Genomic DNA, 16,744 nt, shown 5'->3' with positions numbered 1-16,744 from the left:
TATACTTTTTCTAATTCTAATTATATATTTTTTTTATTACTTTGTTAATTATTATTTGAATAAATTGCCAGAAAAAAATTTTTTTCTGGCAATTTATAATTAGCATTCTTATTTTATATTATATATTAAAATAAATTATTTGCAATTTTCTTTTAAGAATTTTAAAGTATTTTCTAATATTATGTCTTTTTCAATCATGTTTCTTTGAGACTTAACTAAGATTTTAGCCATTTTTTCTGGGTCTTTTGGTCCATAAATCTTTCCTAATTCTAAAGCTCTTGCATTTAACTCTTCTTCAGTTGCTTTAATTTCTTCTGTTTTTGCAATAGCTTCAAGAACTAAATCAGCTTTAACTTTTCTTTCTGCATTTTCTTTCATAAAGTCTCTCATTTTTTCAGTTGTATTTCCTGTGAATTCCATATATTGTTCTAAGCTTAAACCTTGATATTTTAATCTTCCTTCAAGATCTTGCATCATGGCATCAATTTCTTTATTTACCATAACTTCTGGAATATCCATTTTTGAGTTTTCAATTACTGCAGTTATAACAGCTTCTTCGAATTCTCTTTCTGCCTTTTCATCGTTATTTTTTTCTAATGTCTTTTTAAGATTTTCTTTTAATTCTGCAAATGTGTCAACTGCTGATACATCTTTAGCAAATTCATCATCTAATTCTGGCAATTCTTTAACTTTAATTGACTTAATTTCAACTTCAAACATTGCTGGTTTTCCGTTTAATTCTTCTTTTCCGTAAGCTTCTGGGAAAGTAACATTTACTTCTTTTTTGTCCCCAACTGCTAAACCGATTAATTGTTCTTCAAAATTATCAATGAAAGTACCAGAACCTATTTCTAAAGAATAATCAGAGCCTTCTCCACCTTCAAAAGCAACTCCATCTATGTATCCTTTGAAATCAATAACAGCTATATCCCCTTTAGCTATATTTCCCTCTGTTTTAACTTCTATTCTAGCATTTTTTTCTTGCATTTCTTTAATTTGCTTATCTATTTCAGTATCTTCTACTTCATATATAGGCTTCTTTATATCTAATCCTTTATACTCTCCAAGTTCTACTTCTGGATAAGTAGTAACTGTAGCAGTATAAACTAATTCTTTACCTTCTCCTAATTCTACTATATCAACTTGTGGGTAATCTACAGGTTTAATATTTTCTGCATTTAATGCTTCTGGATATGATTCATCTATAGCAAAATTAACAGCGTCATCATAGAATACTTCAACTCCATAGAACTTTTTAACCATTGCCATAGGAACTTTTCCTTTTCTAAATCCAGGTATATTATATCTGCCCTTATTCTTATTATAAGCTTTAGTTAACGCTGCATCGAATTTTTCAGCTTCAACCCTTATTTCTAATTTTATCACATTTGTTTCTATTTTTTCCACTTTAGCTTTCATTTTATTCTTTCCTCCTAAATAGTGTGCATCTAATTTAACTAAGTCATTATACCATAAACACTTAAATCTTATCAAATAATTTATTAATATTATCTCTATTGAATATAATTACCATTTACATCGATAAAATATACTCTACCATCAACAGTAATTTTAACGCCTTTTTCTTCCTTTTCACCAATTTCTATATTAGCTCCAGCTAAATCCCACATAACCTTATCTTCATTAGTTGAAATATCAGTCATCCATAGATACTTTTTAAGATTTCCAGCTCCAAAATATGGCCTATTAGTTAAAAATATTATTTTATCTTCACTAATAAATTTTGGATTCTGATTCCATAAGTATTTTGGATTTGATTGAATTGTAGCTTCTTTAGTAAAAACACTTCCACTTGTAGATACATATTGATCTTTTGATATCACCTTGTTTGTTCCATCTAAATTATATAGAGTAATTACTGAATTTGTATCTTCCACAATTATTTCCTTACCAGATGGACTTATGCTGTAACTAACACCATTATCGCTAGTATCTAAAGTTTTAAAAACTTTTCCTGTATTAGCATCATCTACATAAATTGCTTTTGCAACATTTCCACTCGCTAGAGTTATATTTATATATTCTTCCACCGGTTTTTGAGGTTCTTCTTGAACTACTTCCTCATCTTTTTTTTCGTCAGATGTTTCTTGTTTTTCTGCTTTAGTCTGTTCTGAAGAATTATTAGTATCACTATCAATCCATGCCTGTATATTTTGTTTAATATTTTTATAATCTATTGGATTATACGCTATTTTAATTGATAGCGCAGATGTTATTAATATTATTGCCAAAAATATTATTATCGCATTTCTTCTTCTTCGCTTCATCCTTTTTTCATATTCTCTACTAAAAATACTTGGCTTTCCCAAAGATGGCCCCCTCCAAATCTTTCTAATGTATTATAATATAAACAAATTCATTATATATTATTCTTTTGTTTAAATCTACAACATATTTTATATTTTTATAATCATATAATCCTAGATCAAAAAATAATATTATTTTTTACAACTGTTCTTACTATTGCAGCTTGAGCAATTACCTTTTTTATTTTCTCCCTTTAAGCAGCAACCTCCACATTCCAATAACCCTTCTTTTTTAAGTTCTTCTAGTGTTAATTTACAAACATTTTCTGAATACTCTTCATAATCTATGGTATTTTTCAACAATTCTTCTTTATATATTTTAATCATTTCATTCTCCTACACATATTATTTTATTTTGTAATTATATATTGCAATATTAAATTTATATATTAATATAATAATTTAATATTTTCATTCTTAATCTACATTAAATTCAAGTTAGTTTCTACATAATATCTATATTATACACCTATAAATTTCTTATAATTTTTTCTATATACTAAAGCCTTTATTTAGCAACATAAACTTTACTTATTTCTCTTATATTTTAATTGTCATAATATAAAAAATTATTGTTTTTTTTTGTGATTATTGTATAATTAAATTATCAATATTGTAACAAATAGCCCATACACTTTATGGTTTATCGCCATAAAATTTTATAAACCCACAATAACATGTTCATTTATTTCCTTTCTCGAGTGGACATGCGAAAACCTGTACTATATATACAGGTTTTCTTTTTTATGTTTAATATTATAAGTATTCTTGCCTATAATTAATAAAAAATTTACTTTGTGTTTACCTAATATTATAATACTCAACTTATAATTGACAATCAACCGTTAAAATTTTGTAATTCTAAAACTTATGTTATTCAGATTTCCGCATCTTAACATCAAAAAAAGGATTGCTCAGACAAACAATCCTACTTTTATACTTATAATACCGCTTAATTACAAATAGAATTTATTTAAACATTTGTTATCGGTTTTCTTTCACCTTTAAAATTATTAATTTTAGTTCTCCTCTTTTCCAATTCTGCTCCTACTTCTTCAATTGAAATATCCATTTGAGCTATTAGAACAAGTAAGTGATAAGTAAGATCACAAATCTCATTTATCTGTTCTTCTTTATTATTTTCTTTACAACTAATTATAACTTCCGTGCATTCTTCTCCAACTTTTTTTAGTATCTTGTTTGTTCCCTTTTCAAAAAGATACTTCGTATAGGATCCCTCTTCACCTTCTGTTTTCCTTTTTAGTATAGTCTCATATAAAGCCTTTATATTTTCATCCATTTTTAATCCTCCAATGCTTCTCATATATAAATTACAAATCCCTATAAAAACAAGTTCTATTTCCTGTATGGCATGCCGCTCCAACTTGCTCAGCTAATATCAAAATGGTATCATTATCACAATCTATTTTTATTTCTTTCACATACTGAAAATGTCCCGAAGTTGCTCCTTTATTCCAAAGTTCATCCCTACTTCTACTGTAAAACCAAGTTGTATTATCCTCTAATGTCTTATTTAAACTTTCTTTTGACATATAGGCTAACATTAAAACCTCTTTAGTTTTATAATCTTGAACTATAGTTGGAATCAATCCATTCATCTTTTCAAAATCAACTTGCTCCACTCTCTTGCAAATCTCCATACAATTTTTCTCCCTTCAGATATATACTAGCTATTTGCTTTTTATATAATCTTAAACTTATATACGTACTGAAATATTTTTATCATGTAAATATCTTTTAACCTCATCAACAGTTAACTCCCCATAGTGAAAAAGAGAAGCGGCAAGTGCTGCATCCGCTATATTACTTTTAAATACATCATAAAAATCTTCTAAACAACCGCATCCACCTGAAGCTATTACCGGAACATTAGTTATATCACTTACAGCTTTTGTCAATTCCAAATCAAAGCCTTTTTTAGTTCCATCTGCATCCATAGATGTTAAAAGAATTTCTCCAGTTCCAAGCGCTGTTGCTTCCTCAATCCACTTTAGCAGATCTAATCCTGTATCAATTCTTCCTCCGTTTATTACAACATTCCATCCTGTATTATCAGATCTTTTCTTTGCATCAGCTGCCAATACTATACACTGACTTCCAAAATAGAAAGCTCCTTCTTTTATAAGCATTTTATTTCTAACAGCTGCTGAGTTTAAACTCACCTTATCTGCTCCTGCTCTAAGTATTGACTTTATATCATCTAAAGTCTGAAGTCCTCCACCTACTGTAAATGGGATGAAAATTTTTTCAGCTACACTTTGAACAACTTTTTCCATTATGCCACGTTTTTCATGAGTTGCTGTTATATCTAAAAATACTAATTCATCCGCTCCTTGCTTATTATAATATTCTGCAAGTGCAACAGGATCACCTACATCGACCAATCCCTCAAAATTAATTCCTTTAACAACTCTTCCTTCTTTTACATCAAGGCATGGAATAATTCTCTTAGTATGCATCCAGTTATCTCCCCTCTTTAGAAATTTCTATTGCTTTTTCTAAAGACAATGTTTTAGCATATATAGCTTTACCTGTTATTGCCCCATATAAGTCTATGTTTTTTAATTCTTTAATATTTTTAATATCCTTAATTCCACCAGAAGCTGTAATATCAATACTTACTGTTCTCTTAAGTTTTTTAAGCATTTCTGCATTAGGTCCTTCTAATGTTCCATCTTTACTAATATCGGTTACTATTATATTCCTAACACCAATATTCTCCATCTTTTTAGCAAATTCTATATAATCAAGGTCACTGGCCGCAAGCCATCCCCTTCCATATACTTTGCCATCTTTACAGTCTATTCCAACTGCTATTTTGCTATCATATATTGCTATTGCCTTTTTTAGTAACTCTTCATCTTCCATTGCTATAGTTCCAAGAATTACTCTTGCTACTCCATTATCTAAAAGATATTTAATAGTTTCAAAAGATCTTATTCCTCCACCTAGTTCCACAGGAATATTAAGCTCATTAGCAATTTTAATTACTAGCTCATGATTTTGATTACTTCCACTTTTAGCCCCATCTAAATCTACTAAATGTATATATTCTGCTCCCATATCTTGAAAAGATTTTGCTGTTTCAAATACATCATCTGCAACAATTTCTTTTTTATTATAATCTCCCTGATACAATCTTACTGGCTTGCCATCAATTATATCAATTGCTGGTAAAATTATCATTTAATCAACTCCCCAAAATTTTTTAAAATGGCCAAACCTACAGATCCACTTTTTTCCGGATGAAATTGAGCTCCTATTACATTTTTGCACCTAACTACACCTGGTATCTTATTTTCCCCATATTCGCTGTATGCTACCAAATCTTCATCATTATAACCTTGTGCAAAATAAGAATGCACATAATAAACAAATCCCCCTTCATCTATACCTCTGAAAAGTTCATCGCTTCTACTAAAAACCAAATCATTCCAACCAATATGTGGGATCTTTATATTATTAACTTTATCATCTTTCATTTTAATAATACTACCTTTTAATAAGCCGAGCCCTTTTCTTTCAATTCCTTCAAATCCATTTTCAAATAATAATTGCATACCGAGACATATTCCAAGAAGCGGTTTATTCCTTCTTACTTCTTCTGATATTATTTTATCTAAAGATAATTTTTCAATAGTCTCCATAGCATCTGGGAATGCTCCAACGCCTGGTAATATTAATGCATCCGCATCTCTGATTTCATCTTCACTACATGAGATCTTATTCTCAATCCCAAGATAATCCAGGGCATTCTTAACGCTTTTTAAGTTTCCCATTCCATAGTCTATTATAACTATCATTATATAACCCCCTCCTATAATAAAGATCAAAATGAATAACAAATGATAAGTTAGCATCTCTATTCCCCAAACTTTACAGATATTTTACTAAATAATCATCATTATTCATTTTTCTCTTTTATAATTTTTTATAAGCTTCCTTTAGTAGATGGTATATCATTATCACTACTTCTAGATATAGCTTCTTTAATTGCTCTTCCAAAAGCTTTAAATAAAGCTTCTATTTTATGATGATCATTTTCACCATATAAAGCTTTTAAATGAAGTGTTATTCCAGCATTAAATGCAAAGGCTCTGAAAAACTCAACCACCATTTCAGTTGACATTTCACCAACTTTTTCTCTCTTAAAATCACAATCAAAAACCAAAAAGGGTCTATTGCTCACATCAATTGACGCTAAAGCAAGCGTTTCATCCATTGGTACATAAAAAGTTCCATATCTGTTTATGCCATGCTTATCTCCTAGTGATTCTTTAAATGCTTCTCCTAATGTTATTCCGATATCTTCTATTGTATGATGATCGCATACATAAGAATCTCCTTTAGCAAATACATCCAAGTCAACCTTACTATTAAATGAAAACAAAGTTAACATGTGGTCTAGAAATCCAATCCCTGTATTTATTTCACTATTCCCGTTTCCATCTAAGTCAATTTCTACTCTAACACTAGTTTCTTTAGTTATTCTTTCTCTTCTTGAGCTTCTATCTGACATACTAATTCTCCTTAAAACGAATAATTGTATTTTAAATATAGTTTTCCAAAAGAATTCTATAAATTAATAATATCTATATAAAACATAATCTTTCTATAGTCAAGCATATCTAAGAAAATAATATACAAATGATATAATTATTTTTTATTGAGTCAAATATTATCCCTTTAAATAAATCAATATACCAACTTATTATTTTTCCTAAACATGCCAAGTATTTATACATATATAAAAATCTTTTTTATTCCTTCAACTACTTTCCTATTTTGCATTGGTGAACCAACTGTAATTCTGAAACTGTCATCATTAAAATTTCTAATTATTATCCCCATACTCTCAAGTCCCTTAATAAGAGCTTCCTTATGAGGTGTTCGTCCAAAGATGTAGTTTCCCTTTGACGGATAGAATTGTATTTTCATTGCGGCATTTTTTTCAACCTCTTTTAAATTCTCATATAATTCTTCTCTTTGTTTAACTATTTGTTTTGCATTTTTTACAACATTTTCTGGGTATCTCAAAGCCATTGAGGCCAGATTTTGCGAAAACGAACTTATTGTATATGGAATTTTATAATTTAATAATTCAGAAATATTACTCTCATGAGTTATCAAAAATCCTACTCTCAACGATGCAAGCCCCCAAGCCTTTGACAAGGTTCTTGTAACAACCAAGTTTTTATATTTATTTATATATGGAATCATTGATTTTCCGTAGAATTCATAATAAGCCTCATCTACAAGAACAACAGTATTTTTAAAAACTTCTAAAATATTAACTATATCTTCTAACTCTATTCCAATTCCAGTAGGATTATTGGGATTTGAAAAGATAATTAGATCTACGGCTTCTTGTTTTCCTATATTTATAAATTCCTGAACATTAAAATTCATAGTTTTGCCTATATCATATTTCTTTAATTCTCCACCAAATCTTGAAACCAAAAAATCATACATTGTAAAATCTGGTCCTAGAGTTAATGCCTTCTTTCCATTTTTAATAGCCTTACTTACAACAAGTTCAAGCATCTCATCAGACCCATTTCCTACAATTATATTTTTGCTCTCTATATTTGCATAATTTGCATATAATTCTTTAATTGTAGTCATCTCATTTGTAGGATACCTATGGAAAAGTACATTAGTTAAGCAAGATTTCATTTTCATTAGTATCTTTGGGTCCATCTCTAGATAAATTTCATTGCTATCTAGATTTATTGTATACTCATCATACGAATTTATATACTCATTATAAGTTCCCATTCTCTAATCTCACTTTCACAGAATTAGCATGAGCTGTAAGTCCTTCCTTGCTTGCTAATGTTATAATTTTTTCTCCATTTTCCATAAGTGCTTCTTCTGAATAATAAATGAAAGAAGATTTTTTTATAAAACTATCAACTGATAACGGTGAAAAGAACCTTGCTGTACCACTTGTAGGTAATACATGATTTGTCCCCCCAAAATAATCTCCTATAGGCTCTGGACAGTATCTTCCTAAAAATACAGACCCCGCATTTCTAACCATACCTAAATATTTCATTGGATCATCTACCATTAGTTCTAAATGCTCTGGAGCTATAGAATTAGAAATGTCAATACATTCTTCTATTGTTCTACAAATTATTGTACTTCCAAAATTTTCAAGGGAGGTTCTTATTATTTCTTCTCTTTCAAGAGCCTTTACTTGTCGTTCTAGCTCCATCTCAACTCTCTTGTGTAATTCTTTTGATGTTGTGATTAATATTGATGATGCTAATTTATCATGCTCTGCCTGTGACATTAAATCTGCTGCTACAAAACACGGATTAGATTTCTCATCAGCAATAACTAATATTTCACTGGGCCCTGCAATCATATCTATATCAACTTCTCCAAATACTAATTTCTTTGCAGTAGCAACAAATATATTTCCTGGTCCAACAATTTTATCAACCTTTTTAATGCTCTCTGTTCCATAAGCCAAAGCTGCAACAGCTTGTGCTCCTCCAACTTTATATATTTTATTAATTCCTGCTATTCTTGCAGCCACTCCAATATATGGATTAATTCCTCCATTTTTATCTGGTGGAGTTACCATAACAATTTCATCTACTCCTGCTACTTTTGCAGGTATTACATTCATAAGCACTGATGATGGATAAGCAGCAGTTCCACCTGGAACATAAACTCCAACTCTTTCTAAAGGCAATACTCTCTGCCCTAGGTATACTCCTTTATCTTTTGTCATTAAAAATCCATTTGATTTTTGTTTTTCGTGATACTCTTTTATATTTGCTTTAGCTTCTTCTAATGCTTCAATGAACTCTTTCTCCACTTTATTAAAACATTCATCAATTTCAAAAGTTGATACTTCTAAAGTTTTAAGTTCAACCTTATCAAATGACTTCGTAAGTTCAAATAAAGCTTTATCCCCATCTTTTTTCACTCTTGATAGAATACTATTTACACTTGAGATTATCTCTTGTTCCGTTTCTGTAACTCTACCTTTAAGTTCACTAATTAAGCTTTCTTTATTACTCTCGGTAATCTCCATTAAATTTAACATATAATTAATAGCCCCCCTTTGACTTGATAAAAAAGTAATAACAACAAAAAATACTCTTTAAATTTTATTTATTATTTTTTGTTAATTACTCAAGATATCATAATCAATTTTATCAACATCTCACGAATTTTGTCAATTATTAATCACTTTCTTAATCCTATCTATAAAATCCCATATTTCATTCTGCTTCATTTTAAAACTAGCTTTATTCACTATCAATCTAGCACTTATTTCACAAATCCTATCTATAACAACTAAACCATTTTCCTTTAAAGTTGTTCCGGTTTCCATGATATCCACAATTCCATCACATAGGCCTAATATTGGTGCAAGTTCTACTGATCCCTCTATTTTTATAACTTCTACATCCATCCCTTTCTTTTTAAAATAATCCTTTGCAACTTTTGGATATTTACTTCCTATTTTTATATGACCAACTTTTTTGAAAATATCACTTTCTGGTAATGATGCTACTATGAATCCACACTTTCCAAATCCCAAATCCAAAACTTCATAGCAATTGTTATCACTTTCCAAAATAGTATCTTTTCCAACTACTCCAAGATCAGCTACACCATGTTCAACATAAGTTATTGAATCTGCTGCCTTTACCAAAAAATAATTTATATCCTGCGTTTTATCTTTAAACACAAGTTTTCTACCTTTGCTTTTTAATTCTGAAGGATCAAATTTCGCCTTATCTAAGATCTTTATGGTTTCTTCTTCTAATCTTCCCTTTGTTAATGCTATGCTTATGCTCATTTTTAATATTCCCCACCCTTAACTACTTTTATTTCTTTCATATCTTCATTTGGTAATAAATCAACGATATACCCTTGATTCCTAAGCTCTTCACTTTTTTTAATAGCTTCAATTCTAGTATTTTTATTATAGTATATCTTATATATATTTTCCTTTTCACTTGCTATTTTATTGAACTTTACAGTTGGAATCACAGCATCAATATCTATCGAAAATCCTACTGCTGGAACACATTTTTCTGAAAGCTCAATTAAATTATCATATCGCCCACCTCTCAGTAACGTATTGCCAACACCTTCACCATAACCTCTAAAAATAATTCCTGTGTAATAATTCAGTCTCGGAACCATTCCTAAATCAAATGTCACATTTTTACCATAGCCCAACAAATCTAGTTCCTGGTATAATGCCTCCAGATAATCAAGATTTTTTCTTAACTCTTCATTAAATGCTAACTTTTTAGCCTCTTCCAAAATCTGTTTATCCCCAAACATCCAAGGCAACTTATTAAAAAATGCCTTATACTCTTCCTTTATATCTAAATCCTCTAAATAATCCTCCAAACTTTTCATGTTTTTATCCTCTATAAACTGCGCAATAGCCTCTTTATATTCCTGCTCTATTTCTAAATTTTTAAATGCCCCATTAAAAAAACCGATATTTCCTATTTCAAGCTTAAAATCATTTAATCCTAATTTCTTCAAAGCTTCTAATGCCAATACTAATATTTCTAAATCAGATTTTTCATCTTCAAGTCCTATAAATTCAACACCGCAATCTGTATATTCATTCCTCTTTCCCCCAAGACTCGCATGCACTCTAAAAACATTCGAGGTATACCTAAGCTTTATCGGTAATTCTACATCTTTGAGCTTAGTTTCTACAACTCTTGCTATTGGAATTGTCATATCTGGCCTCAAAATTAATATACGCCCCCTATTATCGAAGAACTTGTACATATCTTCTTCTCTTAGAGTTTGTGAATTATAGTTGAAAGTTTCATAAAACTCCAGCGTCGGTGTTATAACTTCTTTATATCCCCATTTTTCAAAAAGTTTATCAATGTCTTTTTCTAAAATACGTTTTACTGCACATTCATCTAATACTAAATCCCTTGTTCCTTCTGGAAGTATGTTCTTCTTATTCATTTTCCACCCCACCTATTCTTATTGCTTAATCTCTATATCATTTTATCGTTTTATCAGTTTAGCGTGCTAAATTATCATTTAATTTATGATAACTTATTTTTTCTACCATGTCAATCATTTCAAAAACCTTTATATAATTATTTATAAGTTATATGTTAAATATTCTTATATCCTTAATTTTAACTATATAGAAATTAGTGTTATAATATAATAGTTTATTTGTAAAAGTATTTTTAATACTGGAAATATATTGAAAGGAGACTTTTTACATTGATTACTAAAGATATACACATAAACGCAATAAAAAAAATGCACATCCATACCAAAACTTCTGAATCAGTACGCCTTGGTATTCTCCTTGCAATTGTTGGAGGTTTCTTAGATGCTTACACCTTTGTCTGCAGAGGTGAAGTTTTTGCTAATGCTCAGACTGGTAACCTTGTTTTACTTGGAATAGCTCTTACGAAGAGAAATCCTGGCCAAGCAATTACAGCTTTACTGCCTATTTTAGCATTCGTGCTTGGGGTGATATTTACCGAAAGGATAAAAGATATTAAAGTTCCATCAATGACTTTTGCTACAAATGCGGAACGTATAATTTTGATTATTGAAATTATTGTGCTTTTTATTATAGGATTTATACCAACTACGGTCCCTAACATATTTGTAACAGTTCCAATTTCATTTGTGTCATCAGTTCAAATCGCATCTTTTGGAAAACTGATTGACTCTCCATATAGTACAGCTATGTGCACAGGTAATTTGCGTTCCGCATCTCAAGCTGCCTATAAAGCATTTATAGAAAAAGACAAAAAACTTGCTTTCAAAAGTATTCGCTACTTAGTTATAATCTTTTTCTTTATTGTTGGAGCTTATTTAGGCGGAATCTTAACTTTACACGTTGGTGGCAAATCAATTTGGTTCGCCGTAGTAATATTAATTATTTCAGTAGGCTTATTTAGCTTTGATAAATATATTTTTGATCATAACAGCAAAGAACAAATAACAAGTGAAACTTAGAATGTCATTAAAATATTTAAATTATATAAAAAAATACCTCAGGTAAAATAAACCTGAGGTATTTTTCTAAAATGTTGCAACTTCAATATTTTCAATTGATTTTTGTACTAATTCATCCACATTTAATTTTTCTTCTTCTTTCATTATTGCATCAAGTTTTGGATTTGTCTTCGGATGCTTTGGAACAAATATTGTACAACAGTCTTCATAAGGCAAAATTGAAGTCTCATAGGTTCCTATTTTTCTTGCTATTTCCATTATATCTGTTTTATCCATTGCAATTAACGGCCTAAATGCTGGTCTATCAGCACAATTATCACTTACAATAAGACCATCCATAGTCTGACTTGCAACTTGGCCTATACTTTCTCCCGTACTTACTGAATTTATTCCATACTTATCTGCAAGTTTACATGCTATCCTCATCATAAATCTTCTCATTATTATTGTAAGTTCATCTTCTCTACATTTATTTATAATTTCCATTTGAATATCTGTAAAAGGAACTATGTACAAATTAATTTTTTCTGTATATTGAGCTAATATTTTCGCTAAATCTTTAACTTTATCCTTTGCTCTTTCTGATGTATATGGGTGGCTGTGATAATAAACACAACTTACTTCAACACCTCTTTTAGCCATCATGTATCCTGCCACTGGGGAATCAATACCACCAGATAACATTAACATTGTACTACCATTCATTCCATACGGAAGACCTGCTGCGCCCTTTGTTATATCAGTATTTGCCCAAACATAAGCATAATTATTTCTTATTTCAATATTTATTAAAATATCTGGATTTTTAACATCAACATTTATTTCTCCATCTAAATTAGTAAGAACATATGCTCCTACTTTCCTTGAAACTTCCATAGAATTCAATTCAAATTTTTTATTAGCTCTATTTGTAATAATCTTAAAAGTATTTCCTTCTGATTGTCTAACCTTTTCTAACGCAACCTCTTGTATACTATTAAAATCTATGTCAACTTCTCTAACTAAACATACTTCAAGTATCCCAAAAACTTTACTGATCCTATTAATACTTTCTTCTATTTCATCAGTTTTTATAAAATATCTTCCACTATCGTGTATAAATTCAGCTTTTATCCCATCAAGTTTTTTAGCTATATTATCTCTTAATTTTCTTTCAAATTTACCTCTGTTTAACCCCTTTAAAAATATTTCTGGTGCGTACTTTACTAAAATAAGTTCTCTCATTATTTTTTTATCCTCCTTAAAAATTTAAGTCCTTTTTCTAAAATGTCTACTACATAATCTATCTCTGATTCATCATTATCATCCGAAAAAGAAAATCTAATTCCTCCTGATATTTCATCCTTAGTTAATCCTAAAGATTTTAACACATAACTACCACCAATTCTCTCTCTTTCCTTAGAAGAACACGCTGATCCTGTAGACACATATATTCCTGATTCCTCTAAATAATGAAGCAATACTTCGCCTCTTACACCTCTAAAAGAAACATTCAATATATAAGGTGAAAAATCATTATTTAATAGACTATTTATCTTTATATTATCGATATTACTTAATTTATCAACGAATTTTTTCTTTATCTGAAATACCTTTCCGTAATTTTCTTTCATATTATCATTTGAAATCTTAGAAGCTAAAGCCATTCCCATAATTCCGGGTATATTTTGTGTACCCGCTCTTATTCCAAACTCTTGAGATCCACCTTCTATCAACGGTGATAAAGAACTAGTATTTTTTATATATATAAATCCTACACCTTTAGGTCCATGAAATTTATGAGCACTCACTGTTAGAAAATCTATATTCATTTTCTTTACGTCTATAGGTAATTTACCATAGCTTTGAACTGCATCAACATGAAATTTAGTTCTATTGCTACTTGCTCTTATTATGTCTCCTATTTCTTTTAGATCTTGGATTACTCCAACTTCATTATTTACATGCATTATTGAAACCAATACAGTTTCCTTAGTTATAGCTTTTTTTAGCTGTTCCAAGTTAATCTTACCATCTTCATTTATCTCTAAAAATGTTACTTTAATATTATTTTCTTCTAATTTCTTTATAGTATTCAAAATAGAAGCATGTTCAAAAGGAGTTGTAATAAGATGAGTTCCGCTTTTCAAAAGCCCCTTTAGAACTAAATTATTTCCTTCACTTCCACCCGAAGTAAAATGTATTTCATTTTCACTTGCGTTTATAGTTTTAGCTAATATACCTCTGCATTCTTTAAGTTTTCTTTCACTTTTCAACCCTAAATTATGTAAGGAAGACGGATTTCCGTAAAATTCCTTCATACCAAAACTCACTTCATCTATTACCTCATCAAGCGGCTTTGTTGTTGAACTATTATCAAAATAAACTTCCATATAAGTCTTCTTCCTTTCAAGTTTATAGACGTCTAAAGATCAATTATAAAATATATTCTTCCCTTATTATCTTATAAACTTACTATGTAATATACATGTTTTATTATAACAAAAAAATAATCCCTGCATAGTATTTTTTTAAATATATAAAATGAAGCAGTAAATAAGAATTTCTTACTTACTGCTTCTGATAGAGAGAGAAAATTAATAAGGGATAATTTCTTAGTATTAATTTTTGCTATACTTTTCGTAATATTTAATAAGACCTTGAGTTCCTAGATCACCCAAATTATCGTTATCTAATGTTTTATACATTTTTAGCACTTCATTTAATACGCCTAAATTTATGGAATTATCCGTAGACTCTTCTATTGCTAAATTCATATCCTTAATAAAATGTTTTATATAAAAACCAGGGTCAAAATCTCCTTTTAACATACGAGGAGCCATATTTTTCATTTGCCAACTTCCCGCTGCACCTTCACTTATACTATCAAGCATTGTCTGAACATCTAATCCTGCTCCTTTTGCATACGTAATTGCTTCGCACACTCCAGCTATCGCACCAGCTAAAGCTATCTGATTTGCCATTTTAGTATGCTGTCCATTCCCAGCTTTTCCTTCATAAATTATATTGGTTCCAAGTGCAGATAAAGCATCTTTGTGTTTTTCAAAAACTTCTAAATCTCCACCAACCATTATAGATAATGTAGCATTCTTTGCACCTACATCTCCTCCTGATACTGGCGCATCCAAAGCATATATTTCTCTCTTTTTAGCCTCATTATAAATTTTTATAGAAAGCTTCGGACTTGTAGTAGTCATGTCAATTATACAAGACTCTTTTTTAGCATTCTCTAAAATGCCATTTTCCCCAAAATAAACTTCTTCTACATCTTTAGGATATCCTACAATTGTTATTATGACATCTCTATTATTTGCACAACTTTTAACATCGTCGCACCATTTAGCACCTTCATTTATAACATCAAGAACTTTTTCTTTTGTCCTTGTATAAATAGATACCTCATATCCTTTCTTCATTAGGTTTCTAACCATAGATTTTCCCATTACACCTACACCTATAAATCCAATTGTCTTCACTTCAAACTCCTCCATTTTTAGTTATAATATTTTGTATCCTCATATTTAACTTCTTAAAATTAGTATTAAGAATCTTTTTCTACGTCAATCCATGTCATTTTACTTTTTAATCTATTAATTTCTGCTTCCTGATCTTTTATTATTGTTTTATAATAAACTTCTTTATCTCCCCACTCTTTACTTAAATTGTTTATTAATGATGCCATTTCGTCAGCACTTCCTACAATTCTATTAAAGAGCATTAAGTTGGACTTAAGTATTTCCGGAATTTCATTATGGGAATATCTTAACCTATGATCTATTTCCCCATATCCTTCCTCAAAAATTGTTCTAACCTGTATCTCCGCTATTACCTTTTCATTGATTGGATAAAATTCAACTAAATAATGAACTGATCGATATCCAGAGGCTTTTGACCTTACTTCTATAATAGGATCATCAAAAACATCTATATTATCTCCTTCTCTTACATTTGCAGTAATCTCAGTTACATTCCAAGTTTTTATTATAAAATCATGTATCCCCTGCCATTGGTCTTTAAATATATGTATAACTCTAATTCCTATTAAATCATTTATTTCATTTCTATAATTATTTACTGTAAATTCAAAATCATCTCCGTATTTATTTTTTCTATCTTCTGTCTTTCTTATAACTTTTTCTATTAATCTCTCAGGATCTTTAATCCTTGATTTAACAGAATGCACCATTCTCTGCGATCGTAAAATGTTTGCTATAAATGCAGCCTGGCTTTCATAAGAAGTTTTATAATTTATGTAGTCTTCGTAGATTTCCTTAAGATTTTCAATATTAATATTATTTTTAGAAATTATTTCTTTAGCCTGAGGATATTTTTCCAAAAATATATCTATGTTAAAACTTTTTTTCATTCTGCATACTCCTCTATAAATTCCATTAATTTCGATA

At 29.6% G+C, this 16,744-nt stretch carries 18 protein-coding genes; 1 reads left to right on the top strand and 17 read right to left on the bottom strand.

Going from position 1 to position 16,744, the window contains the following annotated elements:
* Window positions 1–135: 135 nt before the first annotated feature.
* From tig to hisZ, 13 genes are all read right to left on the bottom strand, one after another.
* A complete protein-coding gene (gene tig / locus L1S46_RS03885; RefSeq protein WP_011968660.1) occupies window positions 136–1,419 on the bottom strand; it encodes a trigger factor in 1,284 nt (427 codons plus the stop codon).
* Between the two features lie 95 nt (window positions 1,420–1,514).
* Entirely contained in the window at window positions 1,515–2,330 is an 816-nt protein-coding gene (locus tag L1S46_RS03880) for a hypothetical protein (protein WP_238899258.1), read from the bottom strand.
* 129 nt (window positions 2,331–2,459) lie between these two features.
* On the bottom strand, window positions 2,460–2,654 hold the full coding sequence (locus L1S46_RS03875) for a hypothetical protein (protein ID WP_017211518.1): 195 nt from the start codon (window positions 2,652–2,654) through the stop codon (window positions 2,460–2,462).
* Between the two features lie 646 nt (window positions 2,655–3,300).
* Window positions 3,301–3,627 (bottom strand): phosphoribosyl-ATP diphosphatase, encoded by a 327-nt coding sequence (hisE, locus tag L1S46_RS03870; RefSeq protein WP_238899257.1) that lies wholly within the window; start codon window positions 3,625–3,627, stop codon window positions 3,301–3,303.
* A 31-nt stretch (window positions 3,628–3,658) separates the two neighbouring features.
* A complete protein-coding gene (hisI, locus tag L1S46_RS03865) occupies window positions 3,659–3,988 on the bottom strand; it encodes a phosphoribosyl-AMP cyclohydrolase (protein WP_011968657.1) in 330 nt (109 codons plus the stop codon).
* A 57-nt stretch (window positions 3,989–4,045) separates the two neighbouring features.
* Window positions 4,046–4,807 (bottom strand): imidazole glycerol phosphate synthase subunit HisF, encoded by a 762-nt coding sequence (gene hisF, locus L1S46_RS03860; RefSeq protein WP_238858559.1) that lies wholly within the window; start codon window positions 4,805–4,807, stop codon window positions 4,046–4,048.
* Between the two features lie 4 nt (window positions 4,808–4,811).
* Entirely contained in the window at window positions 4,812–5,534 is a 723-nt protein-coding gene (hisA, locus tag L1S46_RS03855) for a 1-(5-phosphoribosyl)-5-[(5-phosphoribosylamino)methylideneamino]imidazole-4-carboxamide isomerase (protein WP_238899256.1), read from the bottom strand.
* Window positions 5,531–6,151 carry an imidazole glycerol phosphate synthase subunit HisH gene (gene hisH / locus L1S46_RS03850; RefSeq protein WP_065415838.1) on the bottom strand — a complete coding sequence of 207 codons (621 nt, stop codon included), beginning with the start codon at window positions 6,149–6,151 and terminating at the stop codon, window positions 5,531–5,533. The genes hisA and hisH overlap by 4 nt, the downstream gene beginning before the upstream one ends.
* 128 nt (window positions 6,152–6,279) lie before the next feature.
* Window positions 6,280–6,867 carry an imidazoleglycerol-phosphate dehydratase HisB gene (hisB, locus tag L1S46_RS03845; protein ID WP_238899255.1) on the bottom strand — a complete coding sequence of 196 codons (588 nt, stop codon included), beginning with the start codon at window positions 6,865–6,867 and terminating at the stop codon, window positions 6,280–6,282.
* Between the two features lie 218 nt (window positions 6,868–7,085).
* Complete coding sequence (locus L1S46_RS03840) at window positions 7,086–8,126, bottom strand: aminotransferase class I/II-fold pyridoxal phosphate-dependent enzyme (RefSeq protein ID WP_238899254.1); 1,041 nt, start codon at window positions 8,124–8,126, stop codon at window positions 7,086–7,088.
* Window positions 8,113–9,411: a histidinol dehydrogenase gene (hisD, locus tag L1S46_RS03835; protein ID WP_238899253.1), complete on the bottom strand. Its 1,299-nt coding sequence runs from the start codon at window positions 9,409–9,411 to the stop codon at window positions 8,113–8,115. The genes L1S46_RS03840 and hisD overlap by 14 nt, the downstream gene beginning before the upstream one ends.
* A 132-nt stretch (window positions 9,412–9,543) precedes the next feature.
* Window positions 9,544–10,173, bottom strand: a complete 630-nt coding sequence (gene hisG, locus L1S46_RS03830) for an ATP phosphoribosyltransferase (RefSeq protein WP_011968650.1) — start codon at window positions 10,171–10,173, stop codon at window positions 9,544–9,546.
* A gap of 2 nt (window positions 10,174–10,175) precedes the next feature.
* On the bottom strand, window positions 10,176–11,321 hold the full coding sequence (gene hisZ / locus L1S46_RS03825) for an ATP phosphoribosyltransferase regulatory subunit (protein WP_236895132.1): 1,146 nt from the start codon (window positions 11,319–11,321) through the stop codon (window positions 10,176–10,178).
* Window positions 11,322–11,591: 270 nt separating this feature from the next.
* On the opposite strand from hisZ, the gene L1S46_RS03820 reads away from it, so the two are divergent.
* On the top strand, window positions 11,592–12,341 hold the full coding sequence (locus tag L1S46_RS03820) for a YoaK family protein (RefSeq protein WP_238899252.1): 750 nt from the start codon (window positions 11,592–11,594) through the stop codon (window positions 12,339–12,341).
* A 66-nt stretch (window positions 12,342–12,407) separates the two neighbouring features.
* On the opposite strand, the gene thiI is transcribed toward L1S46_RS03820, so the two are convergent.
* The 4 genes from thiI to L1S46_RS03800 all read right to left on the bottom strand — a co-directional run bounded on the left by thiI (window position 12,408) and on the right by L1S46_RS03800 (window position 16,707).
* Window positions 12,408–13,565: a tRNA uracil 4-sulfurtransferase ThiI gene (gene thiI, locus L1S46_RS03815; RefSeq protein WP_077830146.1), complete on the bottom strand. Its 1,158-nt coding sequence runs from the start codon at window positions 13,563–13,565 to the stop codon at window positions 12,408–12,410.
* Window positions 13,565–14,713 (bottom strand): cysteine desulfurase family protein, encoded by a 1,149-nt coding sequence (locus L1S46_RS03810; RefSeq protein WP_171788664.1) that lies wholly within the window; start codon window positions 14,711–14,713, stop codon window positions 13,565–13,567. The genes thiI and L1S46_RS03810 overlap by 1 nt, the downstream gene beginning before the upstream one ends.
* Window positions 14,714–14,941: 228 nt before the next feature.
* On the bottom strand, window positions 14,942–15,832 hold the full coding sequence (locus L1S46_RS03805) for an NAD(P)-dependent oxidoreductase (RefSeq protein WP_275298955.1): 891 nt from the start codon (window positions 15,830–15,832) through the stop codon (window positions 14,942–14,944).
* 50 nt (window positions 15,833–15,882) lie between these two features.
* A complete protein-coding gene (locus L1S46_RS03800; RefSeq protein ID WP_011968644.1) occupies window positions 15,883–16,707 on the bottom strand; it encodes a RelA/SpoT domain-containing protein in 825 nt (274 codons plus the stop codon).
* Window positions 16,708–16,744 lie beyond the last annotated feature (37 nt).

Source organism: Clostridium sp. YIM B02500, assembly GCF_022324665.1.
Classification (GTDB): domain Bacteria; phylum Bacillota; class Clostridia; order Clostridiales; family Clostridiaceae; genus Clostridium; species Clostridium beijerinckii.
The sequence above is the reverse complement of the archived record's forward strand: the minus strand, read 5'-3'. Positions and strand labels throughout refer to the sequence as shown.